Source organism: Geodermatophilus amargosae, from assembly GCF_041028265.1.
Lineage (GTDB): Bacteria > Actinomycetota > Actinomycetes > Mycobacteriales > Geodermatophilaceae > Geodermatophilus > Geodermatophilus amargosae_A.
In genome coordinates, this window is sequence record NZ_JABGCW010000014.1 from 62410 (window position 1) to 86309 (window position 23900).

Sequence of the window (23900 nt, forward strand, 5' to 3'; positions counted from 1 at the left end):
CAAACCAGCCGCGGGTCAGCCGACCGGTGCGCCGGGGCGCACGTCGTCCGGCCGGGCGTCGGGCTCGCCGGGCGCGTCCGCGCCGAGGACGTCGTCGAGCGCCGCGAGGAAGACGTCGTCCTCCTCGGGCGTGCCGACGGTGACCCGGATGCCCTCCCCGGCGAAGGGCCGGGTGATGACCCCGCGGGCCTCCAGTGCCGCCGCGACGCCGGCGGCCGGCTCCCCCAGCGGCAGCCACACGAAGTTGGCCTGGCTGTCGGGCACCTCCAGGCCGCGCCCGCGCAGCGCCGTGGAGAGCCGGTCGCGCTCGGCGACGACGGCGGCCACCCGGCGGCCGACCTCCTCCTCGCTGGCCAGCGCGGCGACCGCGGCGGCCTGGGCCAGCATCGAGACGCTGAACGGCACGTGGGTGCGGCGGACCGCGTCGGCGACGGCGGGGTCCTCGGCCACCAGGTAGCCCACGCGCAGGCCCGCCAGGCCCCACGCCTTGGAGAACGTGCGCAGCACCGCGACGTTCGGCCGCCCGCGCATGAGCTGCAGGCCGTCGGGGACGTCGGGGTCGGTGACGAACTCGCGGTAGGCCTCGTCGAGCACCACCAGCACCGTCGCGGGGACCCGGTCGAGGAAGCGCTCGAGCTCCGCCCGGCGCACCGCCGTCGACGTGGGGTTGTTCGGGTTGCAGACGAACACCAGCCGGGTGTCGTCGTCGACCGCCGCGGCCAGCGCGTCGAGGTCGTGGGTGTCGGGGCTGCCACCGGGGAGCGACGGCACCAGCGGCACCTGCAGGCTCCGGGCGCCGGCCACCTGCGCGAGCAGGGGGTACATCTCGAAGGAGCGCCAGGCGAACGCGATCGCCGTCCCGGGGTCGTTGAACGACTGCGCGAGCTGCTGGCAGAGCATGACCGCGCCGCAGCCCGGGACCACCTGCGCCGGGTCGACGCCGTAGCGCTCGGCCAGCGCGGCGGTGAGGACGGCGGCGCCGTTGTCGGGGTAGCGGTGCGTCTCCCCCGCCGTCTCCGCCAGCGCCCGGACGACCGCCGGCAGCGGCGGGAACGGCACCTCGTTGCTGGCCAGCTTGACCGCGCGGTCCACGCCGAGCTCACGGGCGAGGTCGGCGGGGTTGCGGCCGGGCCGGTAGGCGGGCAACGCCTGGACGGCCGGACGGGCACTCACCACGGGTTCGTCCTCCGGCGCCCGGTCCCGGGCGCGACTCCTAGGGTGGCCCCATGCGCGTACTCGTCGCCGGTGGGGCCGGCTACATCGGCAGCGTAGTCACCGCCGCCCTCCTCGAGGGCGGCCACGAGGTCACCGTGCTCGACGACCTCTCGACCGGGCACGCCGACGCCGTGCCCGAGGGCGCCCGGTTCGTGCAGGCCACGCTGCAGGCCTCCGCGCCGGTGCTGGCCGACGTCCGGCCGGAGGCCGTGCTGCACTTCGCGGCCAAGAGCCTGGTGGGCGAGTCGCAGGTCAGGCCGGAGGTCTACTGGGAGCACAACGTCGGCGGTTCGCTGGCGCTGCTCGAGGCGATGCGGGCGGTCGACTGCCGGCGGATCGTCTTCTCCTCCACCGCCGCCACCTACGGCGAGCCCGACCAGGTGCCGATCCGCGAGGACGCGCGCACGCAGCCGACCAACACCTACGGCGCCACCAAGCTCGCGGTCGACGCGATGCTCACCTCGTACGCCACCGCCTACGACTTCGCCGCGGTCAGCCTGCGCTACTTCAACGTGGCCGGGGCGGCGTACGGCCGGGGCGAGCGGCACACCACCGAGACCCACCTCATCCCGATCGCCCTGCAGGTCGCCGCCGGCGAGCGCGAGGCGATGACGGTCTACGGCGAGGACTACCCGACGCCGGACGGCACCTGCATCCGCGACTACATCCACGTCGCCGACCTCGCCGACGCGCACCTGCTCGCGCTCACGGCACCGCAGCCGGGCGAGCACCGGGTCTACAACCTGGGCAACGGCACCGGGTTCTCCGTGCAGCAGGTCGTCGACGCCGTCCGCGAGGTCACCGGCCACCCGGTGCCGGTGCAGGTGGGCGAGCGGCGGGCCGGCGACCCGGCGCAGCTGGTGGCCTCCAGCGACCGGATCCGCGCCGACCTGGGCTGGAGCCCGCGGCACACCGACATGGCCGGGATCGTGCGCGACGCGTGGGAGGTCGCGCAGGAGCGCGGCCGGGCATAGGAAGCTCCCCGCACGTCCTGCGGCCGGGGACGTGCGGAGAGCCTCCTATGCCTCGTCGTCGGCGGTCGCCGGCGCCGCGTCGGGCGCCGGCGTGACCGACAGCCGCGCGATCCGCCGTCCGTCGAGCTCGAGGACGGTGAGCGTGCGGCCCTCGGCCGCGACGGCGTCCCCCACGACCGGCAGCCGGCCGAGCTCGGCGAGCACGTAGCCGGCGACCGTCTCGTACGGACCCTCGGGCAGCCGCAGGCCGGTGACCTGCGCGAAGTCGTCGAGGTTGAGCAGCCCGTCGACCTCGTGCGGCCCGCCGGGCTCGTCGTCGGCCTCGGGGGCGACGTCGTCGTCGTACTCGTCGTAGATCTCGCCGATGACCTCCTCGATGAGGTCCTCGAGCGTGACGATCCCGTCGGTGCCGCCGTACTCGTCGACGACGACGGCCAGGTGCTGGTTCTCCCTGCGCATCTCCGACAGGGCCGTGAGCACCCCGGCGGTGCCGGGCAGCCGCTTCACCTCGCGGGCCAGGTCGCCCACGGTCGCCGCGCGCCCGGCGGGGTGGGTGGGGAGCAGCAGGTCGCGGACGTGCACGAAGCCGACGACGTCGTCCTGGTCGCGGCCGGCGACCGGGTAGCGGGAGTGGCTGGAGTCGTGGACCTGCTTGGCCGCGCGGCTGGCGGTCATCGACGCCTCGAGGAAGTCGACCTCCGTGCGCGGGGTCATGACCTCGCGCACCTCGCGGTCACCGGCGCGGAAGACCTCGTCGATGAGCCGGCGCTCGTCGCTGCTCAGCGACTCGTGCGCGGCCACCAGGTCGCGCAGCTCCTCCTGGCTGATCGCCTCGCCGCTGGCCTTCGGGTCGCCGCCGAGCAGGCGCACCAGCACGTTGGTGGACGCCGAGAGCAGCCAGATCACCGGGCGGGACAGCCGCGCGACGGCGTTCAGCGGCCGGGCGACGAACAGCGCGAAGCCCTCGGCGCGCTGCAGCGCGAGCCGCTTGGGCGTCAGCTCGCCCACGACCAGCGACACGTAGCTGATCGCGACGGTGACCAGCACGAGGGCCAGCGGGTCGGCGACGCCCTCCCCCACGCCGCGGCGCACGAGCCAGTCGCTGAACGGCTCGGCCAGCGTGCTGGCGCCGAACGCGGCGGACAGGAACCCGGCCAGCGTGACGCCGACCTGCACCGCCGCGAGGAACCGGTTGGGGTCGCCGAGCAGCCGGGCCAGCGCGCGGCCGCGTCGCCCGCGCTCCGACAGCACCCGGACCTGGGCCTCCCGGAGGGACACCAGCGCGATCTCCGCGCCGGCGAAGAAACCGCCGACGAGCACGAAGACGACGACCAGGACGATGTCGAGCCAGACGTCGCTCACCGGCGGCGCGCTCCTCGCTCAGGGGGTGGTGGTCGGTGCCCATGCTGCCGGGGTCGCCGCCGGCACTCGCCGCCGGGCGGCTCGGCCGTGGGATGTGTGACGTCGGTCACGTCACCCTCGCGGGTGATCTCTGACTACGGCTAGTCTCCACAAAGTCACGCTCCGCTGTTGTCGAGTCCTTGAGGACGTCCGCTCGTGCGCCACCGCCGGTCTTCCCCGCCGCCGTCCGCCCGCCTCACCCGCGGCATCCGGCTGCCGTCCACGCCCCTGCGCCGGGGCCGCGTCCGCCGCCTGCTGCCCGTCCTGCTGGTGGTCCTCACCGTCGGCGGCATCGCGCTGCTGGTCCCGCTCATGGCGGCCGGGCGGGGGGCGCTGGCGACTGCCGAGTCCTCGTCGACCTCGACCACCGGCGACGTCGTCGAGGCGTCCCCCGAGCGCACCGGCGTGGTGACGATGGGCGTGGACGGCGCCCCGGTCGCCCCCGGGACGGAGCCCGGCGCTCCCTCCGCGCCCGGCTCCTCCGCCCCGGGCAGCACCGCGCCGGGCACCACCGCGCCGGGGACCGTGGACGCGAGCAGTCCGGCACCCGGCTCCTCCACCGCGGCGGGGTCCTCGACGGCGGGGTCCTGGACGTCCGGGTCCTCGACGGCGGGGTCCTCGACGTCCGGGTCCTCGACGTCCGGGTCCTCGACGTCCGGGTCCTCGACGTCCGGGTCCTCGGCGTCCGGGTCCTCGGCGTCCGGGTCCTCGAGCGCGGGTTCGCCGAGCGCCGCGTCGTCCTCGGCCTCGACGTCGGCCTCGACGGGGTCGTCCTCGTCCTCGGCGTCGGCCTCGGCGTCCTCGCCCTCGGCGGGCACCTCGTCGGCGGCGCCCCGGTCGTCGACTCCGGCCTCTGCCTCCGGCGGCAGCGCCTCGTCGGCCGCCCCGTCGTCCGCGGGGGCGTCCTCGGCCGGCCCGACCACGCAGACGCCGACCCCGTCGTCGCAGGCCGCGCCCGCACCGGTGGCGAGTGCGGCAGCCGCTCCGGCCCCCTCGACGGAGGGGGCGGTGCTGGCGCTGGTCAACCGGGAGCGCGCCGCCGCCGGGTGCGCGCCGGTCGCGGCCGACGCCGGGCTGGCGGGCGTCGCGCGGGCGCACAGCGCCGACATGCGCGACCGCGGCTACTTCTCGCACACCACGCCCGAGGGGCTCGGCCCCTTCGACCGGGCGCGCGCTGCCGGCGTCGGCTACGCGCGGGCGGAGAACATCGCCCAGGGCCAGGCCGACCCCGCCGCGGTCATGCGGTCGTGGATGGACAGCCCCGGGCACCGCGCCAACATCCTCGACTGCTCGCTGACGAGGCTCGGCGTGGGCGTGGCCGAGGGCTCCCGCGGCCCCTGGTGGACGCAGCTCTTCGGCTGACCCGCCGGAGGCGTCGAACACACGTCGGACGCCCGCTCACCGTCGAGCAAGGGGTGCTCAGCGTGTGCTCGTCTCGATGAGGCGGCGGGCCAGGAGTGCCCGGATGCGGGCGACGAGCCGCTCCGGGCGCCGGAGGTCGTCGACGGTCACGTGCAGGACCAGCCACCCCGCGGCGTTGAGCCGGTTGAGCCGGCGCCGGTCGTCGAGGAAGGCCCGGCGCTCGCCGTGCCACAGCCCGTCGTACTCGACGGCCAGCCGCAGGTCCGGACAAGCGGAGTCCATCCGGGCGACGAAGCCCTCGTCGTCGAACACCTGGTGCTGGGCCACCGGTGGGATCCCGGCCCGGTGGAGCAGCAGCCGCAGCCGGGTCTCCTGCACCGACTCCGCCAGCCCGTCGGCCAGACGGGCGGCCAGCCGGGCCTGCGCGCTCCCCCGGCACGGAGGGAGCAGCGCCGCGGTCTCGCGGACGTCGTGCAGTGACGCCAGGCCTGCGCCGACCAGCCGGTCGAGCAGTGCGACGGCCTCGTCCGGATCGCCAGAGCGGACCAGATCGACCGCCGTGTCGGCGCGAGGGAGACAGCACCAGGCGCCGCACCGCACCAGCTCCTGGCCGGGGAGCAGGGTGCGGACCCGGACGCCGGTGCCGGCGTTCCAGCGCCGCCCGGCGGGCAGGACGACCTCGACGGGGTGGTCGGGACCAGCGATGTCCGGTACGCCCCAGAGCACCGCAGCGCTGCGCCCGGTGAACCCCGCGCCCGGCGGCGCCGTCAGGCCGACCGCGCTGACGAGCAGGCGGTGCGTGACGGGCAGCGAGGCGTCGGCGTAGACGTCCTGTCGCAACCGCACCCATGCCGAGCTGCGCAACTGCTTCGGCGTGAGCAGCCAGTGCCGCACGACGGAGCTGCCCCGGAAGACGCGCCCCTGGAGGCGAGCCGGGCGCGTGGGCTGGATCGGCACGAGGCGACCCTGCCGCGCTCAGCTGCCATGGTCCGCGCTGTCCACAGGTCCAGGACACGGCAGTGGCCCCCTCGGGCGCGCCGAGAGGGCCACTGGCGTGTGCTCGTCACCTCACGGCGACGAGCGGAGAGCGTCCCACCTCAGGCCATGGCCTTCTGGAGGTTGCCGTCGATGGCCGCCAGGAAGTCCTGGGTGGTCAGCCAGGGCTGGTCCTTGCCGATCAGCAGCGCGAGGTCCTTGGTCATCTGACCGCCCTCGACGGTGTCGATGCAGACCTTCTCCAGGGTCTCGGCGAACCGGGTGACCTCGGGGGTGCCGTCGAGCTTGCCGCGGTGGGCCAGGCCCCGGGTCCAGGCGAAGATCGACGCGATCGGGTTGGTCGACGTCTCCTTGCCCTGCTGGTGCTGCCGGTAGTGCCGGGTCACCGTGCCGTGGGCGGCCTCGGCCTCGACCGTGCGGCCGTCCGGGGTGGCCAGCACCGAGGTCATGAGGCCCAGCGAGCCGAAGCCCTGCGCCACGGTGTCGGACTGGACGTCGCCGTCGTAGTTCTTGCACGCCCAGACGTAGCCGCCCTCCCACTTGAGGGACGCGGCGACCATGTCGTCGATGAGCCGGTGCTCGTAGGTGATCCCGGCGGCGGCGAACTTCTCCTTGAAGTCGGCCTCGAAGACCTCCTCGAAGATGTCCTTGAAGCGGCCGTCGTAGGCCTTGAGGATCGTGTTCTTCGTGGACAGGTAGACCGGGTAGCCGCGGTCGAGGCCGTAGTTCAGCGACGCGTAGGCGAAGTCGCGGATCGAGGCGTCGAGGTTGTACATCGACAGCGAGACCCCGGCACCGGGGGCCTGGAACACCTCGTGCTCGATCGGCTGCGAGCCGTCGTCCGGGGTGAAGGTGACCGTCAGCTTGCCCGCGGACGGGAACTTGAAGTCGGTCGCGCGGTACTGGTCCCCGTAGGCGTGCCGGCCGACGATGATCGGCTTGGTCCAGCCCGGGACCAGCCGCGGCACGTTCTGCATGATGATCGGCTCGCGGAAGATGACGCCGCCGAGGATGTTGCGGATCGTGCCGTTCGGCGAGCGCCACATCTTCTTGAGGCCGAACTCCTCGACCCGCGCCTCGTCCGGCGTGATGGTGGCGCACTTGACGCCGACCCCGTGCTCCTTGATCGCGTTCGCGGAGTCGACGGTGACCTGGTCGTCGGTGGCGTCGCGGTGCTCGATGCCCAGGTCGTAGTACTCCAGGTTGACGTCGAGGTACGGCAGGATCAACTGGTCCTTGATGAACTGCCAGATGATCCGGGTCATCTCGTCGCCGTCGAGTTCGACGACGGTGCCCTCGACCTTGATCTTGCTCACGTCAGACATTCCCTCTCTGCAGCCCCGGCCCCTCGGGCCGGGAGTCGGTCAGTCGCGGTGCCGAGGACTACAGCTCCGCGACGTCGGCCTGCTTGGCGCGCACGGCCTCCGCCGCCTCGCGCAGCCCGGCCAGTTCGCTCTCGGTCAGATCCCCCTCGACCACCCGGCGCACACCCTGGCGGCCGATCTCGGCCTCGACGCCGAGGTAGACCCCCGAGATGCCGTACTCGCCGTCGACCCACGCGCACACGGGCATGACGGCACCGGAGTCCTCCATGACGGCGCGGGCCATGCGGGCCGCGGCCGCCGACGGCGCGTAGTACGCCGACCCGGTCTTGAGCAGCGCGACGACCTCGGCCCCGCCGTTGCGGGTGCGCTGCACCAGGTGCTCGATGCGGTCGGCCGCCATGACGTCGGCCAGCGGCTTGCCGTCGACGGTGCAGCGCGAGGGCACCGGCACCATCGTGTCGCCGTGCGAGCCGAGGGTCAGGGTCCGCACCGAGCCGACCGGGACGCCGAGCTCCTCGGCGACGTTGTTGCTGAACCGGGCGGTGTCGAGCATCCCGGCCTGGCCCATCACCCGCTGCTTCGGGAAGCCCGTGGCGATCTGCGCCAGGGCGGTCATCTCGTCCAGCGGGTTGGACACCACGATGACGACGGCGTCGGGCGAGGTCGCGGCGACGTTCTCGGCGACCTGGCGGACGATGCCCGCGTTGGTCTCGATGAGGTCCATCCGGCTCATGCCCGGCTTGCGGGGCAGGCCCGCGGTGATCACGACGACGTCGGACCCCTCGGTGCCCTCGTACGAGCCGCCGCCGACGCCGACGACCCTCGTCTCGAAGCCCTCGATCGGGCGGGACTGGTTCATGTCGAGGGCCAGGCCCTCGGGCTTGCCCTCGACGATGTCGGTGAGCACGACCGTCTCGAAGACGTCGTACTCCGCGAGCCGGAGGGCGGTGGTGGAGCCGTAGAAGCCGGCACCGACGACGGTGACCTTGCCGTTCCTGGGCTGCTCTGCCATGGGCGTCAACCTAGACCCGGCACCCGGCGCGCCGCCTGCGGGCCGGCGGTCTCAACTGCCCGGGACGGCGATCGCCAGCGCCGACAGCGCGATCCCCACCCCCGCCATGAGGACGACGTCGACCGGGCGGCTGCGGACGGCGAGGAAGCCGACCCGGCGCACCGGCAGGACCAGCCGCAGCACCCCGGCGCCCACCAGCGCCAGCGCGACCACCAGCAGGCCGCGCCGCCAGTGCTCGAGGGCGACCATCCCGAGCCCGACCGCGACCGCCACCAGCACCGCCAGCAGCGGCAGCTGGCGCAGCAGCCCGGCCAGGAACGGCCGGCGCAGGTGCAGCGGCGGGCGGGTCATCAGGCGGTCAGCGCCTCCACCGCGGCGGCCCGCTCGGCGGCCAGCACCACGTTCTGCAGCAGCATCGCCCGGGTCATCGGCCCGACACCGCCGGGGTTGGGTGCCACGTGCCCGGCCACCGCGACGACGTCCTGAGCGACGTCGCCGGCGATCTTCCCGTCCACCCGGCTCACGCCGACGTCGAGGACCGCGGCGCCCGGCTTGACGAGGTCGGCGCTGATCAGGCCCGGGACGCCGGCCGCGGCGACGACGACGTCGGCGGTGCGGACGTGCGCGGCGAGGTCGCGGGTGCCGGTGTGGCAGAGCGTCACCGTGGCGTTCTCGGTGCGGCGGGTCAGCAGCAGCCCGAGCGGGCGGCCGACGGTGATCCCGCGGCCGACGACGACGACCTCGGCACCGGCCACCGGGACGTCGTGGCGGCGCAGCAGTTCGACGATGCCCACGGGGGTGCACGGCAGCGGCCCGTCGACGCCGAGCACCAGCCGGCCCAGGTTGACCGGGTGCAGCCCGTCGGCGTCCTTGGCCGGGTCCATCGCCTCGAGGACGGCGTACTCGTCGACCTGGCGCGGCAGCGGCAGCTGGACGATGTACCCGGTGCACGACGGGTCGGCGTTGAGCTCCTCGACCACGGCGAGCACGTCGGCGAGCGTGGCCGTGGCCGGCAGCTCGCGCTGGATGCTGGCGATGCCGACCTGCGCGCAGTCGGAGTGCTTGGCGTCGACGTACCAGCGGCTGCCCGGGTCGTCGCCGACCAGCAGCGTGCCCAGGCCCGGCCGGTGCCCGGCGGCGGTCAGCGCCGCGACGCGGCCGGCCAGCTCCTGACGGATGGTCGCTGCGGTCGCCTTGCCGTCCAGGATCGTCGCGGGCACCCCGACAGTGTGCCGGAGGTGCCCCCGCGCCGACCCCCGCGGTCCTACCCTCGCGGGGAGCCCCCGCACGGCCGATCCCTCGAGGAGAGCTGATGACCGAGCGCGACCCCTCGACCCGGCAGACGGCGCCCGGCCTGGACCTGGTGACCGGCTCCTCCGCGGCGGGCGCCGGCGCGTACGGCTCCCCGGGCGGGTACTCCTCGACGACGCCGGACTACTCGAACGAGCCGGTGGCGGTGCGCGGGCCGGAGTCGCTGGGCGGCCTGCTGCTCATCCTCGCCGGCATCGCCGCGGCGGTCAGCCTGGCGCTGCGCTGGGTGACCGGTACCGGCGACACCGGCTGGCGCCTGGTCCGCCGGGGCTTCGACGAGATCGGCGGCGGGTTCGGCGGCCTGCTCGACACCGGCTTCTGGCAGCCGCTGGCCGTCGTCCTCGGGGGCGGCGTGCTGTTCGTGCTCGGCATCCTGCTGTGGCTGCCCGCGCGGACGCACCGCTTCCTCGGCTTCCTCGCCCTGCTGGTCAGCGGGCTGGCGGTCGCCGCGGTGGTCGTGCCCCTCGTCGCGGAGGACTGGCAGCCCTCGGCCTTCGGCCTCGGGTTCTGGTTCGCCTGCGCCGTCGGCGTCCTCGGCGTGCTCGGCGCCCTCAAGGCCCTGCTCACGGGACGCCGCTACCGGTGAACCCCCGTGCACTCCTGCGGAAGTGCACGGGTCAGCCCTCGACGAGAGCGCCGTAGGCGGTCGCGACCTGGACGGCCTGGACGAGGTCGAGCCGGACGCCGGTGAGCTCCAGCGCCCGCCACGGCACCGCCTCGGTGGCGGCGCCCCGCAGGTCGCTGCCGCGCAGCTTCGTGCCCTGCATGCGGACCCGGTCGAGGTCGGCGCCGGTGAGGTCGCACTCGCGCAGGTCGGTGTCGGTCAGGTCGGCCTCTCGGAAGCGCTGGCCGGACAGGTCGCTGCCCGACAGGTCGACGCCGCGCAGCGACGTCCAGCTCCAGTCGCTGTCGGTGCTGGTCAGCGGCCGCAGCACGGCGCCGGGGAACTGCGAGCCGGTGAGCTTGCAGCCGTCCCAGACGACGTCGATGAGCCGCGCCCGGTCGAACCGGCAGGACAGGAACGCGCTGCCCGAGTGCCGCGAGCCGCCCATCCGCACGCCGGTGAGGACGCAGGAGTCGAAGACGCAGCGGCGGGTGACCACCTCGGTGAGGTCGGCGTCGTCGAAGCGGCAGCGGGTGAAGGTGACGCCGTCGAGCTCGGCGCCCCACCAGTCGACGCGGGCGAGGTCGGCGTCCTCGACCTCCTCCCCCGGCTCGGGCGGACGGAGGTGCGGACGTGGCCCCGTGCGGGGGCCCGCGCCGAGCTCGCGAGGGGTGGGGGGCACGGGGTCCTCTCTCAGTGGGCGAAGTGGCGGGTCCCGGTCAGGTACAGCGGGACGCCGGCCACGCGCGCCGCGGCGACGACCTCCTCGTCGCGCACCGACCCGCCCGGCTGCACCACCGCCCGCACACCGGCGTCGAGCAGCACCTGCAGGCCGTCGGCGAAGGGGAAGAACGCATCGGAGGCGGCCACCGACCCCGCCGTCCGCTCCCCCGCCCGCGTCACCGCGAGGCGGGCGGCGTCGACGCGGTTGACCTGGCCCATCCCGACGCCGACGGTCGCCTTGTCGTGGGCGAGCAGGATGGCGTTGCTGCGCACCGCGCGGACGCTGCGCCAGGCGAAGACGAGGTCGTCGAGGCCGGCGGCGTCCAGCGGCTCCCCGCAGGCCAGCGTCCAGGTGGTCGGGTCGTCCCCGGCGGCGTCGACGCGGTCCACGGTCTGCACGAGCATCCCGCCGCTGACCGGCCGGAACTCCACCGCGTCGGCCTCGTCGGCAGCCACCCGCAGCAGCCGGACGTTCTTCTTCGCGGTCAGCGCGGCGAGCGCGTCCTCGGTGAACGACGGTGCGACGACGACCTCGGTGAACACCCCGGCCACCTGCTCGGCCATCGCGAGGTCGACCTCGCGGTTGGCGGCGATGACCCCGCCGAAGGCGGAGACCGGGTCGCACGCGTGCGCCTTGCGGTGGGCCGAGGCGATGTCGGCACCGACGGCGATCCCGCAGGGGTTCGCGTGCTTGATGATCGCCACGCACGGGTCGCGGTGGTCGTGGGCGGCCCGCCAGGCGGCGTCGGTGTCGACGTAGTTGTTGTAGGACATCTGCTTGCCGTGCAGCTGCTCGGCGTGCGCCAGACCCGGCCGCCCGTGCCGGTAGAGCGCCGCCCGCTGGTGCGGGTTCTCGCCGTAGCGCAGCACGTCGGCCCGCTCCCAGGACGCGCCCACCCACGAGGGGAAGCCGGTCTCGTCGTCGGGGGCGAGGACGCTGCCCATCCAGGAGGCGACGGCGACGTCGTAGCTCGCGGTGTGCCGGAACGCGGCCGCGGCCAGCCGCTGGCGCTCGGCGAGGGTGAACCCGCCGGCGGTGACCGCGGCGAGCACGTCGCCGTAGCGGGACGGGTCGACGACGACGGCGACCGACGGGTGGTTCTTCGCCGCGGCGCGCACCATCGCCGGGCCGCCGATGTCGATCTGCTCGACGCACTCGTCCGGCGTCGCGCCCGAGGCCACCGTCTCGCTGAACGGGTAGAGGTTGACCACCACGAGGTCGAAGGCGGCGATCCCGAGCTCCTCGAGCTGGCCGACGTGGTCGGGCTTGCGGCGGTCGGCGAGGATGCCCGCGTGCACGGCCGGGTGCAGCGTCTTCACCCGCCCGTCGAGACACTCGGGGAAGCCGGTGACCTCCTCGACCGGGGTGACCGGGACGCCGGCGTCGGCGATCCGCCGGGCGGTCGCGCCGGTGCTCACCAGCTCGACGCCGGCGTCGGCCAGCCCGCGGGCGAGGTCCTCGATCCCCGCCTTGTCGTAGACGCCCAGCAGCGCGCGGCGGATCGGGGTGCGGTCGCTCATCGGGGGCTCTCCTCCGTCGTACCGGTGACGAGTCGCGCCACCGTGTCCACCAGGAGCGTGCGCTCCACGGCCTTGATCCGTTCGTGCAGGCGGTCCTCGTCGTCACCGGGCAGCACCGGCACCTCGCGCCGGGCCAGCACCGGCCCGGTGTCCACGCCGGCGTCGACCAGGTGCACCGTGCTGCCGCTGACCTCCACGCCCGCGGCCAGCGCGTCGCGGACGGCGTGCGCGCCGGGGAAGGCCGGCAGCAGGGCGGGGTGGGTGTTGACCAGCCGCCCCTCGTAGCGGGCCAGGACCGCGGGACCGACGATCTTCATGAACCCGGCGGACACCACCAGGTCGGGCGCGTGTGCGGCGATCGCGTCGGCCAGCGCGGCGTCCCAGGCGGCCCGGTCGGGGAAGTCGCGCAGCCGCACGGTGAAGGCCGGCAGGCCGCGGCGGCGGGCGTGCTCCAGGCCGGGGGCCTCGCGGTCCGCGCCGACGGCGACCACCCGCGCCGGGTACCCGGCGTCGTCGGCGGCCTCGAGCAGCGCCGCGCACAGCGACCCGGTGCCGGAGAGCAGGACGACGACCCGCGCCCGCGGCGGAGACTCGGGGCCGGGCACGACCGCGACCCTATCGACGCGGGGTGCGGGCCTCAGCCGAGGGACCGCCAGCGGGCGGCGGCCGCCCCGACCGCCGCGGCGATGCCGGCCTGCGCGGCGACCATCAGGGCGGTGGCCACCGGCGGGGCGCCGACGTCGGCCAGCGCGCCGTCGCCGAGGGACCCGCCCGCCACCGCGACGAGGACGCCGGCGGCGACGCCGAGCAGCAGCCCGGTCAGCACGCCCCACAGGCCCGCGACCACCGAGCCGCCGTCGTCGTCGGCCATGCGGCGGCCGAGGACCGCGCCGGCCACCAGCCCGGCCAGCGCCGGGACCGCCTGCGAGACGAAGGCCAGCAGCGGCACCGCCTGGGTGTCGGGCAGCGCGGCCAGCAGCGGGAGGGCCGGGACCGCCCCCAGGCTGACCCCGTGCACCGAGACGACGGTGCCGGTGCCGACCGCGAACCCGGGTCCGGCGGCCACCCCGAGCGCCGCCGCGGCGGCGTTGGGCAGCAGCACCGCCCCGAGCGCGAGCAGCCCGACCGCGCCGGCACCGGAGCCGCCGAGGGCGTCCTCGACGGCGGCGTACCCGGCGGCGTCGGAGGCCACGGCGACGGCCACCACCGCGCACCCCAGCCCGACCGCGGTGAGCAGCCCGGCGAGCACTGCGGGCAGCAGCGGCCGGACCGGACCGGGCAGCCGGTCCAGCGCGGCGTCGGGCAGGTCGCCCTCGCGCAGCACGCCCCAGCCGACGGCGACCAGGGCGAGGACGGCGGCGCCGACGGCGCACCGGACCAGGTCGGCGCGCGCACCGGGCCCGTCGACGGCGAGCGCCAGCAGCACGGCCAGCAGCGTGTGCACCGCCACACCGGCCCCCACGACACCCGCCGCGGCGCGCGGCCCGGCCGGCTCGACGAGGCGCGCCACACCCCGGCCGGCCCGGGACAGTCCCCAGGCGACGGCGAGGGTGAGCAGCAGCGGCGCGAGCACCAGCGGGCCGGAGTCGAGGTCGATGCGGCCGCCGTTGGCGAGCAGCCACAGCTGCCCGCCGACCCGGGCCGCGCCCCCCGCCGACAGGCCGCCGGCCGGGTCGAGCGTCTCCACGACGACGACCGCCAGGCCCAGGCCGAGCAGCCCGAGCAGCGTCACCGCGGCGGTGGCGGCGGCGGTGAGAGCGGCGGGGTACCAGGGGCGTCCCGCACCGGGGCCGCGCTGTCCCGGGACGGGCAGGCGTGCCAGCAGGGAGACCACGCCCCCACTCTCGCAAGCGCGACCGCCGTCTGTCCGCCGCACGCGCCGGTACCCGGCCGCAGCGCGGTCCCGGACGCCGACGGGGGCCGGCGGCAGGTGCCGCCGGCCCCCGTCGGGACGTCGATGCCCCTCGCGGGGCGGGAGGTCAGGACTGGCCGTGACCCGAAGCCGAGGAGCCCCCGGGCCGGCCGTGCTGACCGGAGGACTGCTGACCGGGGTCGGTCGCCGGGGACGGGCTGTACGGCTGCCCGTACCCCTGCGGCGCCTGCCCCTGGGGAGCCTGCCCCGGCTGGCCGTACTGGCCGTACTGGCCGTACTGGCCGTACTGACCCGGCTGCCCGTACTGACCCGGCTGCCCGTACTGGCCGGGCTGGCCGTACTGGCCCGGGCGCCCGCCCTGGCCGGCGCCGGAGTCCGGCGCCTGCTGGTCGGCCCACTGGGCGGCACCGGCGAAGGCGCCGGGCAGGGCCGGCCTGTTCCGCATCTCCGGCAGCAGCCGGAGGACGGCGAAGGCCGTGACGGCCGCGGTCACGAGGAGGGCGAGCAGGCCGACGAGGCTGAACTCCCACTCGAAGGTCTGGATCCAGGCGATCAGCGTGAGCAGCAGGGCCAGGGCGGCGAGGCCCACGGTGATCCAGCTGCGCGGGAAGCCCAGACGGACCTCGGTCACCGCCGGCAGGAGCGCCCAGACGGCGGCGGCCAGCAGCAGGACGAAGCTGAAGGTGACCAGGCCGCTGAAGGAGAACCCGCTGACGTTGTAGTCGTCCGAGAAGTAGATCTCGTCGAAGTCGATCCAGGTCAGGAGCGCGAGGACGAGGTACGCGATCGCGCCGGCGCCGACGACGTAGTCGGCCAGCTTCAGCCGCTTGAGGTCGAACCCGGCGCCGCCGGGGTGACCGGGGCCCTGCCCGAACGGCGACGGTGCGCCGTAGGGCTGGCCGTAGGGGGGCTGCTGGGCGTACGGCTGCCCGTAGGGCTGCTGCGCGCCGTGGGGCTGGCCGTAGGTCTGCTGACCGGGAGCCGGCTGACCGTAGGGCTGCTGGCCGTAGGGCGCCTGGCCCTGCGGTGCGTCGTACGGCGGCGGGGAGGCCGGGGGCTGCCCGTACCCCGGCTGCCCGCCCGGGCCCGGCTGCCCGGGGACCCCGGGCTGCTGGGGCGGCTGGCTGGAAGTCATCGTTCGGCTACCTCTCGTCACTACAGGTACGGCACCGCGGATGCTCTCCCCCGCCGCGGCACGGGACAACCGCGCCACGCACGCGTCTCACCACCTCGGGCGAGATCGTGACCCCGTCGCGACCCGGGCTGCTCGACGCCGCTGCCCCGGCCCCCGCGGACGGGGACCGGGGCTGCGGGACGTCGTCACCGGCCTACGCGCCGACGATCTCCCGCATGAGGCGGGCGGTCTCCGACGGCGTCTTGCCGACCCTGACCCCGGCGGCCTCGAGGGCCTCCTTCTTGGCCTGCGCGGTGCCGGCCGAGCCGGACACGATGGCGCCGGCGTGGCCCATCGTCTTGCCCTCGGGCGCGGTGAACCCGGCCACGTAACCGACGACGGGCTTGGTGACGTTGGCCTCGACGAAGTCGGCCGCGCGCTCCTCGGCGTCGCCACCGATCTCACCGATCATGACGATGGCCTCGGTCTCCGGGTCGTCCTGGAACGCCTGGAGGGCATCGATGTGCGTGGTGCCGATCACCGGGTCGCCGCCGATGCCGATCGCGGTGGAGAAACCGATGTCCCGCAGCTCGTACATCATCTGGTAGGTCAGCGTGCCCGACTTGCTGACCAGGCCGATCTTGCCCTGCTTGGTGATGTTGGCCGGGATGATGCCGGCGTTGGAGCGCCCGGGGCTGATCAGGCCGGGGCAGTTCGGGCCGATGATCCGGGTGGAGCCACCCTGGGCGTGCGCCCAGAAGTAGGTCGAGTCGTGCACCGGGATGCCCTCGGTGATGACGACGGCGAGGCCGATCTGGGCGTCGACGGCCTCGATGACCGCGCCCTTCGCACCGGCCGGCGGCACGAAGATGACGCTGACGTCGGCTCCGGTCTCCTTCATCGCGTCGGACACGCTGCCGAACACCGGCACGCTGGCGCCGTCGAAGTCGACGCTCTCGCCCGCCTTCTTCGGGTTGACGCCGCCGACGATGGCGGTGCCGGAGGCGAGCATGCGCTGGGTGTGCTTGCGCCCCTCCGAGCCGGTCATGCCCTGGACGATGACCTTGCTGTTCTCGTTGAGGAAGATCGACATCTCTTCGGGTCCTGTCGGTAGCGGGCGGTCAGGCGGCGGCGAGCTCGGCGGCCCGGCGCGCGGCGCCGTCCATCGTGTCCACCACGGTCACCAGCGGGTGGTTCGCCTCGGCGAGGATCCGGCGGCCCTCCTCGACGTTGTTGCCGTCGAGCCGGACGACCAGCGGCTTGGTCGCCTCGTCGCCGAGGATGCCCAGGGCGCTGACGATGCCGTTGGCGACGGCGTCGCAGGCGGTGATCCCGCCGAAGACGTTGACGAAGACGCTCCTCACGGCCGGGTCGCCCAGGATGATGTGCAGGCCGTTGGCCATGACCTCGGCGGAGGCGCCGCCGCCGATGTCGAGGAAGTTGGCCGGCTTGACGCCGCCGAACTCCTCGCCGGCGTAGGCGACGACGTCGAGGGTGCTCATGACCAGGCCGGCACCGTTGCCGATGATCCCGACCTCGCCGTCGAGCTTGACGTAGTTGAGGTCCTTCTCCTTGGCCGCGGCCTCGAGCGGGTCGGCGGAGGCGGCGTCCTCGAGCGCGGCGTGCTCGGGCTGGCGGAAGGAGGCGTTCTCGTCGAGGGTCACCTTCGCGTCGAGCGCGAGCACGGTGCCGTCGGGCGCCTTGGCCAGCGGGTTGACCTCGACGAGGGTGGCGTCCTCCTCGGAGAAGACCTCCCACAGCTGCACGGCGATGGCGATGACCTGGTCGCGGACCTCGGCGGGGAAGCCGGCGGCGTCGACGATCTCGGCGGCCTTGGCCTCGTCGACGCCCTTGCTGGCGTCGACCGGGATGCGGGCCAGCGCCTCGGGCCGCTCGACGGCGAGCTGCTCGATCTCCATGCCGCCCTCCTTCGAGGCCATGGCCAGGAAGGTGCGGTTCCCCCGGTCGAGCAGGTAGGAGAAGTAGTACTCCTCGGCGATGTCGCTGGCCTGGGCCACCATCACCTTGTGGGTGACGTGTCCCTTGATGTCCAGGCCGAGGATGTCCTGGGCGCGCGCTCTGGCGTCCTCGGGATCGTCGGCGAGCTTGACGCCGCCGGCCTTGCCGCGGCCGCCGGTCTTCACCTGCGCCTTGACGACGACGGTCTGCCCGATCTCGCGGGCGATCGCCTCGGCCTGGTCGGGTGTCTCGGCCACGCCGCCGGGCAGCACGGGGACGCCGTGCGAGGCCAGCAGGTCACGCGCCTGGTACTCGAAGAGATCCACGAACAGGGACCGTAAACCTCACGCCATCCGGCCGCCGCACCGGCACCGGGCGGCGTGCCCGGGCTCACAGCGCGCCGGCGGCCTCGCGCAGTGCGGCGACGACGTCGTCGGGTGCGGCGTCGTCGCCGAACCCGCGGACGCCCTCCGGGAGCCCCACGGTCGCGCCCAGGACGAACGCGGTGACGTCCTCGACGCCCGCGGCGGACAAGCGGTCGAGCACCTCGGCGAGCAGGTCCGGCGGCGCCCCGGCCACCCCGACCGCGTCGGCGTCCTCCTGGACGACGGTCGCGGCCAGCCGGCCGGCCGAGCCGACCTCCCCGGTCAGCACCACCTCGGCGCCGCTGTCGCGCAGCGCGCGGGCGAGGGCGACCGCCCGCGGGTCGGCCGGCCCGTCGGGGCCGGCGACGACCACGCGCAGCCGCTCGCCCGCCGTCACGAGGGGGTGCGGCGCAGCCGCCAGGCGAGGACCGTGAGCAGGCCGTAGGCCAGCCCGGCGGCGAGCAGGCCGGCGCCCGGGACGGTCCAGTCCAGCTCGTCGGAGGCGACGGCGTCGCGCAGCCCGCCCAGCCCGGCGGCGAGCACGGCCACCGCGACGGCGAGGAAGCCGCCGACCACGGCCAGCCGCGGCCGCAGCGAGGGGGCGAGCACCGACCCGAGCAGCACGGCACCGGCCAGCAGCATCCCGCCGAGCAGCGCCAGGCCGGGCCGCTCGAGCAGGGCCTGCGGGCCCTGCTGCTCGACCACGACCTCCAGGCCGGTGGACGGGTCGGTGACGATCCGGTCGGGGACGTCGGCGGCTGGGAGCGCCAGGCAGAGCACCGTGAGGACGCCGAGCACGACGGCGGCGCCGGCCAGTCCGGGGCGGGCCGGGTCGAGCGCGCCCCGGTCCTCCATCACCGTGCGGTTCCACGCCGACGCGGCGAGGACCCCCGCGACGACGGTCAGCGCCAGCGCGGCGACCTGCAGCCACCACCCCCCACCGGCCTGCACGGAACTGGTGAGCACGCGCTCACCGGCGAGCACCTCGATGCCCGGGCGGACGGTGGAGGTGCTGCCGCGGTAGACCTCGATGAACAGCGAGCCGAGGGCCAGCGCGCCGCCGACGCCGGCGTAGGCCAGCCCGAAGCGGGGCACCCGCCCGGCCGCCAGCCCCGCCCCCACCACTCCCGCGGTCAGCGGGACGACGAGGCCGACCAGCGCGCCGCCGGGACCACCGGCCAGCGCGAGCTCCCGGCCGCCGACGACGAGGTAGGTCGGGAGGAGCGCGGCCACCCCCGCGAGGCCGGCGAGCACGAGCAGGACGCCGACGGCGCGGGCGGCGCCGGGCAGGTCCCCGACGACCAGGCCGTCGCCCGGGACGGGGGCGGCGCCGGTGCGGGGCGGTCGCCGGTCACCGGCCGGACGGACGCCGGTCCGCCGGTCACCGGCCCGGGGCGATCCGGTCCTGCGCGCACCGGCGGTCGTGGTCCGGCGGGCGCCCCCCGGACCGAGGGGCCGGTCGTCGCGGGCTGAGCTCTCGCGGCCGGCCACGGGTCCCCCTTCGTCGCAATGTGTCGCAATCCGGTCTCGATCTCGTCGAGATCCCCGCACCGCCCGTGTGACGGTGGCCACACCCGGGCATTACCGTCCCGTGAACAGAGCACCACGCGGGTGCTCGGCCACGACGGACCCGGGTCCCGGGACACCGCCGCGGCCGCCGAACGGGGAGGACGTCCATGCGCGCGAGCGGCGACCCCGGGTGCCGTCCAGGGTGGCACACCGACGAGCTCTCCCCGGGCACGCCACGGGACGCCCTGCGCTCCCTGGTCACCCCCGTCGCCGTCGCCGGCGGGCTCACCGAGCTGGCCTGGGTCGGCGCGCACGCGCTGCTCTATCCGCTGGGCACCCGCAGGGAGCCGCTCCGGCTGGACCCGCGCTGCCGGCCGGGTGAGCAGCCGCCGAGCGTGCGCGCACTGTTCGCCGCCGACCCGCTCGCTGCGCGCATCCCCGTGCTGCTCGTCCACGGGCTCATCGACAACCGGTCGATCTTCACCGTGATGCGGCGCGGACTGCGCCGGCGCGGCTTCGCCCAGGTCTGCACCTGGAACTACAGCCCGCTGCTCGGTGACGTCGCCGAAGGCGCCCGCGCCCTCGGCGAGCACGTCGAGCGCATCTGCGCCCAGACCGGTCACGACCGCGTGCACCTGGTCGGCCACAGCCTCGGCGGGCTCATCTCGCGGCACTACGTGCAGCGGCAGGGCGGCGGCCGGCGGGTCGAGTCGCTGGTCACCCTGGGCACGCCGCACGGCGGCTCGGTGCTGGCCCACCTGCTGCCGACGCCGATGGTGCGCCAGCTGCGGCCGGGGTCCGCGCTGCTGCAGGAGCTCGCCGAGCCCGCGCCGGACTGGTCGACGCCGACGACCGCCGTCTACAGCAACCTCGACCAGCTCGTCGTCCCGACGCGGCTCGGCCGCTGCGACCACCCGGACCTGCGGGCGCGCAACGTCCTCGTGCGGGGCGTGGGGCACATGTCGCTGCCGTTCCACCGCGGCGTCGTCGACGAGGTGGCCGCCACGCTGGCCGGGCTGCGCCCCGCCGCCTCCGCACCGATCGCCTCCGCCGCCGCCTGACCGGCTCCCCAGTCCCGGAGACATGGCGACACGCAGCGTCGCCTCCCGCGGTCAGCCCTGACGCAACGTTACGGTCCGATCACGGTGCCGGTACCCACCGGCGGGCGTCCTCCCGGGCGTCTCCACCGCCGTCGCTCCCCCGACGGGCCGCTCCGTGCGGTCGTCCCGGGTGCGTGGACGAAGGGTGTCGGCGTGACCTCGCTCCTCGAGCCCGCTGCGCCCGGCCGCCGGGCGGCCGAGCCCGAGGCGACCGGTCGCATCTCCGCCGGCCCGCTGGGGCGGCAGGGCCTGCCCCCGCTCCGCCGGCCCGCGGTCCCGTCCGTGCCCGCTCCCCGCAGTGCCGTCGAGGACTCCCCGGCCGTCGAGGACTCCCCCGCCGCCGAGGACGCGGTCGAGACGTCCGCCGAGCAGCCCACCGCGGCGTCCACCGAACAGGCCATCGAGGCCACCGGGACGCCGGCGCGCCGTTCGGTCCGCCGTCCCCCCGGCCGCCGCGGGCCGCTGTGGCTGGGCGCACTCGTCGCCGGGGCGCTCGTCGCCGGCGTCCCCGCCCTCTCCGGCGCGGCGCCGGCCCCGCCCGCGTCGGTCAGCGCCGCCGACTACGGGCTCGGCGCCGCCGACATCGGGCTGACCGGCGAGATGGAGGACGCCGGCGTCCGGCAGGGCATCACCCAGGCCGAGGCCGCCGTCCGGCTGTCCGAGTTGGCCGCCTCCCGCGCCGCCCGAGAGCCGCAGACCGTCCTGCCGACGTCGGGCCGCCTCACCACCTGCTTCTGCATGCGCTGGGGCTCGATGCACTACGGCATCGACCTCGCCGGCCCGCTCGGCACGCCGATCTACTCGGCCACCGACGGCGTCGTGCTGCGCGCCGGCCGGGCCTCCGGCTACGGCAACGCCGTCTACGTCCAGGACGCCGACGGGAACGTGCACGTCTACGGGCACATGCGCTACTACGACGTCGAGGCCGGCCAGATCGTGCACGCCGGCGACGAGATCGCCACGATCGGCAACGAGGGCCAGTCCACCGGGCCGCACCTGCACTACGAGATCCACCGCGGCGGCATGACCGGCCGGCCGATCGACCCCGAGGACTGGCTCGCCGACCACGGCGTCACCGTCTGAGCCCTCGCTCCTGGAGTGCAGCCCGCGCTCCTCGGGCGCTGCGGGACCCCAGCAGCTCGCGCTCGACCCCTGGAGCGGTCGGCGCTAGAGCTTGACCAGGGGGGCGTAGCGCAGGACGAGGCGCTTCGTGCCGCCGGAGCCGAAGTCGACCGTGGCCTGGGCCTTGTCCCCCGCCCCGTTGACCTCGACCACCGTGCCGAGACCGAACGCGTCGTGGCTGACCCGGTCGCCGACCTCGACGGAGATGACCGGCCGGTTCCCCGCGCCGCCGCGCAGCCCGCCGGTGGACAGCCCGGTGGCCGCGACCCGCGACTGGGCCGACCCGTAGCCGGTGCTCGGCGCCGGCGTCGGGTCCGTGCGCGCCCAGTGGACGGTGTCCGACGGCAGCTCGTCGAGGAACCGCGACGGCGGGTTGTAGGCCGGCTGCCCCCAGCTGGTGCGCACCGTGGCGCGGGACAGGAACAGCCGCTGCCGGGCGCGGGTGATGCCGACGTAGGCCAGCCGCCGCTCCTCCTCCAGCTCGCGCGGGTCGCCGAGGGCGCGCAGGTGCGGGAACACGCCGTCCTCGAGGCCGGTCAGGAACACGACCGGGAACTCCAGGCCCTTGGCGGTGTGCAGCGTCATCAGCGTGACGACGCCGGCGTCGTCGCCGGTCACGGGGATCTGGTCGGCGTCGGCCACCAGCGAGACCTGCTCGAGGAAGTCGGTGACCGTGCCGCCGGGGTTGGCGGCCTCGAACTCGGCGGCCACCGAGACGAGCTCGTTGAGGTTGTCGACGCGGCCCTCGTCCTGCGGGTCGGTGCTGGCCTCGAGCTCGGCGAGGTAGCCGGTGCGGTCGAGGATGCTCTCCAGCAGCGCGGCCGGGCCCGAGCCGGTCTCGACCAGCTGCTCGAACTCCTCCAGCAGCGCCACGAACTCCTCGAGCGCCTTCCGCGACCGGGGCGCCAGGGTGGTGATCTCCGGGCAGCGGCGCAGCGCGGTGGCGAAGGCGATCCGCTCGCGGTCGGCGAACTGCTCGATGCAGGACTCGGCCTTGTCGCCGATGCCGCGCTTGGGCGTGTTGATCACCCGGCGCAGGCTGACGACGTCAGCCGGGTTGGCGACCACCTTGAGGTAGGCCAGCGCGTCGCGGACCTCCTTGCGCTCGTAGAAGCGCACTCCGCCGACGACCTTGTAGGGCATGCCGACGCGGATGAACACCTCCTCGAACACCCGGGAGGCGTTGTTGGTCCGGTAGAAGACGGCGATGTCCTTGGGGGCCGCCGTGCCCTCGTCGACCAGCGCGTCGATCTGCTCGGCCACCCACGCGGCCTCGTCGTGCTCGTTCTCGGCGACGTAGCCCTCGATCAGCTCGCCGTCGCCGGCGTCGGTCCACAGGCTCTTGGGACGGCGGCTGGTGTTCTTCGCGATGACGGTGTTGGCCGCCTTGAGGATCCGCTGCGTGGAGCGGTAGTTCTGCTCCAGCAGGATCGTCGTGGCCTGCGGGTAGTCCCGCTCGAACTCGTCGATGTTGCGGATGGTCGCGCCGCGGAAGGCGTAGATCGACTGGTCGGCGTCGCCGACGACGCACAACTCGGCCGGCGGCACGGGGCCCTCCCCGGTGCCGACCAGCTCGCGCACCAGCACGTACTGCGCGTGGTTCGTGTCCTGGTACTCGTCGACCAGCACGTGCCGGAACCGGCGGCGGTAGTGCTCGGCGACGTCGGGGAACGCCTGCAGCAGGTTCACCGTCGTCATGATCAGGTCGTCGAAGTCCATCGCGTGCGCCTGGCGCAGCCGCTGCTGGTAGAGCCGGTAGGCCTCCGCGAGCACCTTCTCCGGCGCCGTCTGCGGGACGTAGGCCTCCTCGTCGACCAGCTCGTTCTTCAGGTTCGACACCTGCGCGGCGAGGCTGCGGCCCGGGTAGCGCTTGGCGTCGAGGTCGAGGTCGCGCGCGACCATCGTCATGAGCCGCACGGAGTCGCCCTGGTCGTAGATCGTGAACGACGACTTCATGCCCAGCTTGGACGCCTCCGCGCGCAGGATGCGCACGCACATCGAGTGGAACGTGGACACCCACATGGCCCGGGCGCGCGGCCCGACCAGCTGGGCGACCCGCTCCTTCATCTCACCGGCGGCCTTGTTGGTGAAGGTGATCGCCAGGACCTCGCCCGGCTGCACCCCGCGGGCGCCGAGCAGGTAGGCGACGCGGTGGGTGAGGACGCGGGTCTTGCCCGATCCGGCGCCGGCCACGATGAGCAGCGGCCCGCCCTCGTGGACGACGGCCGAGCGCTGGGGACCGTTGAGTCCGGCCAGCATGCGGTCCAGTTCCCGGCCGGCCGAGCCGGGAGCGGAACGCTGGAGCGCGGCGGTTCCGGGGAGGGCCTGCTGCACGCTGCTCATAGACACACCACTGTAGTTCGGAGGAGCGACAGGGCCGTCCCACGCCGGGGCGGCCGTGGAGACTCCCGGCC

General features: G+C 75.0%; 23 protein-coding genes. 5 read left to right on the plus strand and 18 right to left on the minus strand.

Annotated features, from left to right (window positions below):
* Positions 1–15: 15 nt before the first annotated feature.
* A complete protein-coding gene (gene hisC, locus HLV61_RS17245; protein WP_369257620.1) occupies positions 16–1173 on the minus strand; it encodes a histidinol-phosphate transaminase in 1158 nt (385 codons plus the stop codon).
* A 53-nt stretch (positions 1174–1226) separates the two neighbouring features.
* Between hisC and galE the strand changes: the two genes are divergently transcribed.
* Positions 1227–2189, plus strand: a complete 963-nt coding sequence (galE, locus tag HLV61_RS17250) for a UDP-glucose 4-epimerase GalE (RefSeq protein WP_369257621.1) — start codon at positions 1227–1229, stop codon at positions 2187–2189.
* Between the two features lie 45 nt (positions 2190–2234).
* Here the strand turns inward: galE and HLV61_RS17255 are convergent, their stop codons facing one another.
* Both HLV61_RS17255 and HLV61_RS17260 read right to left on the minus strand, forming a co-directional pair.
* Positions 2235–3551, minus strand: a complete 1317-nt coding sequence (locus HLV61_RS17255; protein WP_369257623.1) for a hemolysin family protein — start codon at positions 3549–3551, stop codon at positions 2235–2237.
* Positions 3552–3706: 155 nt separating this feature from the next.
* Entirely contained in the window at positions 3707–4615 is a 909-nt protein-coding gene (locus HLV61_RS17260) for a hypothetical protein (protein ID WP_369257625.1), read from the minus strand.
* On the opposite strand from HLV61_RS17260, the gene HLV61_RS17265 reads away from it, so the two are divergent.
* Positions 4599–4952, plus strand: coding sequence for a CAP domain-containing protein (locus HLV61_RS17265; RefSeq protein WP_369257627.1), 354 nt, complete (start codon positions 4599–4601; stop codon positions 4950–4952). The genes HLV61_RS17260 and HLV61_RS17265 overlap by 17 nt on opposite strands.
* Before the next feature lie 57 nt (positions 4953–5009).
* Here the strand turns inward: HLV61_RS17265 and HLV61_RS17270 are convergent, their stop codons facing one another.
* From HLV61_RS17270 to HLV61_RS17290, 5 genes are all read right to left on the minus strand, one after another.
* The gene (locus HLV61_RS17270; RefSeq protein ID WP_369257628.1) at positions 5010–5909 is read right to left on the minus strand and encodes an endonuclease domain-containing protein; all 900 of its coding nucleotides are present in this window, start codon (positions 5907–5909) and stop codon (positions 5010–5012) included.
* 140 nt (positions 5910–6049) lie between these two features.
* Positions 6050–7264: an NADP-dependent isocitrate dehydrogenase gene (locus tag HLV61_RS17275; RefSeq protein ID WP_369257630.1), complete on the minus strand. Its 1215-nt coding sequence runs from the start codon at positions 7262–7264 to the stop codon at positions 6050–6052.
* A gap of 67 nt (positions 7265–7331) precedes the next feature.
* Positions 7332–8285, minus strand: a complete 954-nt coding sequence (mdh, locus tag HLV61_RS17280) for a malate dehydrogenase (protein ID WP_110005382.1) — start codon at positions 8283–8285, stop codon at positions 7332–7334.
* Between the two features lie 51 nt (positions 8286–8336).
* Complete coding sequence (locus tag HLV61_RS17285; protein WP_369257633.1) at positions 8337–8636, minus strand: DUF3017 domain-containing protein; 300 nt, start codon at positions 8634–8636, stop codon at positions 8337–8339.
* A complete protein-coding gene (locus HLV61_RS17290) occupies positions 8636–9505 on the minus strand; it encodes a bifunctional methylenetetrahydrofolate dehydrogenase/methenyltetrahydrofolate cyclohydrolase (protein WP_369257635.1) in 870 nt (289 codons plus the stop codon). The genes HLV61_RS17285 and HLV61_RS17290 overlap by 1 nt, the downstream gene beginning before the upstream one ends.
* 92 nt (positions 9506–9597) lie before the next feature.
* Between HLV61_RS17290 and HLV61_RS17295 the strand changes: the two genes are divergently transcribed.
* A complete protein-coding gene (locus tag HLV61_RS17295) occupies positions 9598–10182 on the plus strand; it encodes a hypothetical protein (RefSeq protein WP_369257637.1) in 585 nt (194 codons plus the stop codon).
* 31 nt (positions 10183–10213) lie between these two features.
* Here the strand turns inward: HLV61_RS17295 and HLV61_RS17300 are convergent, their stop codons facing one another.
* The 9 genes from HLV61_RS17300 to HLV61_RS17340 form a co-directional block, all read right to left on the minus strand.
* Positions 10214–10882 (minus strand): pentapeptide repeat-containing protein, encoded by a 669-nt coding sequence (locus HLV61_RS17300; RefSeq protein ID WP_369257639.1) that lies wholly within the window; start codon positions 10880–10882, stop codon positions 10214–10216.
* Between the two features lie 11 nt (positions 10883–10893).
* Entirely contained in the window at positions 10894–12444 is a 1551-nt protein-coding gene (gene purH / locus HLV61_RS17305; protein ID WP_369257641.1) for a bifunctional phosphoribosylaminoimidazolecarboxamide formyltransferase/IMP cyclohydrolase, read from the minus strand.
* Entirely contained in the window at positions 12441–13049 is a 609-nt protein-coding gene (gene purN, locus HLV61_RS17310) for a phosphoribosylglycinamide formyltransferase (protein WP_369257643.1), read from the minus strand. Before purN ends, purH begins: the two co-directional genes overlap by 4 nt.
* A 32-nt stretch (positions 13050–13081) precedes the next feature.
* Positions 13082–14278 (minus strand): cell division protein PerM, encoded by a 1197-nt coding sequence (locus HLV61_RS17315; protein WP_369257644.1) that lies wholly within the window; start codon positions 14276–14278, stop codon positions 13082–13084.
* A gap of 145 nt (positions 14279–14423) precedes the next feature.
* Positions 14424–15452 carry a hypothetical protein gene (locus tag HLV61_RS17320; protein WP_369257646.1) on the minus strand — a complete coding sequence of 343 codons (1029 nt, stop codon included), beginning with the start codon at positions 15450–15452 and terminating at the stop codon, positions 14424–14426.
* 193 nt (positions 15453–15645) lie between these two features.
* Positions 15646–16524 (minus strand): succinate--CoA ligase subunit alpha, encoded by an 879-nt coding sequence (gene sucD, locus HLV61_RS17325; RefSeq protein WP_369257648.1) that lies wholly within the window; start codon positions 16522–16524, stop codon positions 15646–15648.
* Between the two features lie 28 nt (positions 16525–16552).
* The gene (gene sucC / locus HLV61_RS17330; protein WP_369257650.1) at positions 16553–17716 is read right to left on the minus strand and encodes an ADP-forming succinate--CoA ligase subunit beta; all 1164 of its coding nucleotides are present in this window, start codon (positions 17714–17716) and stop codon (positions 16553–16555) included.
* Between the two features lie 64 nt (positions 17717–17780).
* A complete protein-coding gene (locus HLV61_RS17335; protein WP_369257652.1) occupies positions 17781–18152 on the minus strand; it encodes a methylmalonyl-CoA mutase in 372 nt (123 codons plus the stop codon).
* Entirely contained in the window at positions 18149–19246 is a 1098-nt protein-coding gene (locus HLV61_RS17340) for a hypothetical protein (protein WP_369257654.1), read from the minus strand. The genes HLV61_RS17335 and HLV61_RS17340 overlap by 4 nt, the downstream gene beginning before the upstream one ends.
* Positions 19247–19431: 185 nt before the next feature.
* Between HLV61_RS17340 and HLV61_RS17345 the strand changes: the two genes are divergently transcribed.
* Together HLV61_RS17345 and HLV61_RS17350 are read left to right on the plus strand one after the other, a co-directional pair.
* Positions 19432–20325: an esterase/lipase family protein gene (locus HLV61_RS17345; RefSeq protein WP_369257656.1), complete on the plus strand. Its 894-nt coding sequence runs from the start codon at positions 19432–19434 to the stop codon at positions 20323–20325.
* Positions 20326–20517: 192 nt separating this feature from the next.
* Positions 20518–21447, plus strand: coding sequence for a M23 family metallopeptidase (locus tag HLV61_RS17350; RefSeq protein WP_369257658.1), 930 nt, complete (start codon positions 20518–20520; stop codon positions 21445–21447).
* An 84-nt stretch (positions 21448–21531) separates the two neighbouring features.
* Here HLV61_RS17350 and pcrA read toward each other — a convergent pair whose 3' ends face one another.
* A complete protein-coding gene (gene pcrA, locus HLV61_RS17355; protein ID WP_369257660.1) occupies positions 21532–23829 on the minus strand; it encodes a DNA helicase PcrA in 2298 nt (765 codons plus the stop codon).
* Positions 23830–23900 lie beyond the last annotated feature (71 nt).

What these genes read in the sequence shown, in the direction of transcription:
- galE (WP_369257621.1), top strand. Translation starts at nt 1,227, where the DNA reads ATGCGCGTACTCGTCGCCGGTGGGGCCGGCTACATCGGCAGCGTAGTC.
- mdh (WP_110005382.1), bottom strand. Translation starts at nt 8,285, where the DNA reads ATGGCAGAGCAGCCCAGGAACGGCAAGGTCACCGTCGTCGGTGCCGGC.
- HLV61_RS17285 (WP_369257633.1), bottom strand. Translation starts at nt 8,636, where the DNA reads ATGACCCGCCCGCCGCTGCACCTGCGCCGGCCGTTCCTGGCCGGGCTG.
- HLV61_RS17295 (WP_369257637.1), top strand. Translation starts at nt 9,598, where the DNA reads ATGACCGAGCGCGACCCCTCGACCCGGCAGACGGCGCCCGGCCTGGAC.
- purH (WP_369257641.1), bottom strand. Translation starts at nt 12,444, where the DNA reads ATGAGCGACCGCACCCCGATCCGCCGCGCGCTGCTGGGCGTCTACGAC.
- HLV61_RS17320 (WP_369257646.1), bottom strand. Translation starts at nt 15,452, where the DNA reads ATGACTTCCAGCCAGCCGCCCCAGCAGCCCGGGGTCCCCGGGCAGCCG.
- sucD (WP_369257648.1), bottom strand. Translation starts at nt 16,524, where the DNA reads ATGTCGATCTTCCTCAACGAGAACAGCAAGGTCATCGTCCAGGGCATG.
- HLV61_RS17345 (WP_369257656.1), top strand. Translation starts at nt 19,432, where the DNA reads ATGCGCGCGAGCGGCGACCCCGGGTGCCGTCCAGGGTGGCACACCGAC.
- pcrA (WP_369257660.1), bottom strand. Translation starts at nt 23,829, where the DNA reads ATGAGCAGCGTGCAGCAGGCCCTCCCCGGAACCGCCGCGCTCCAGCGT.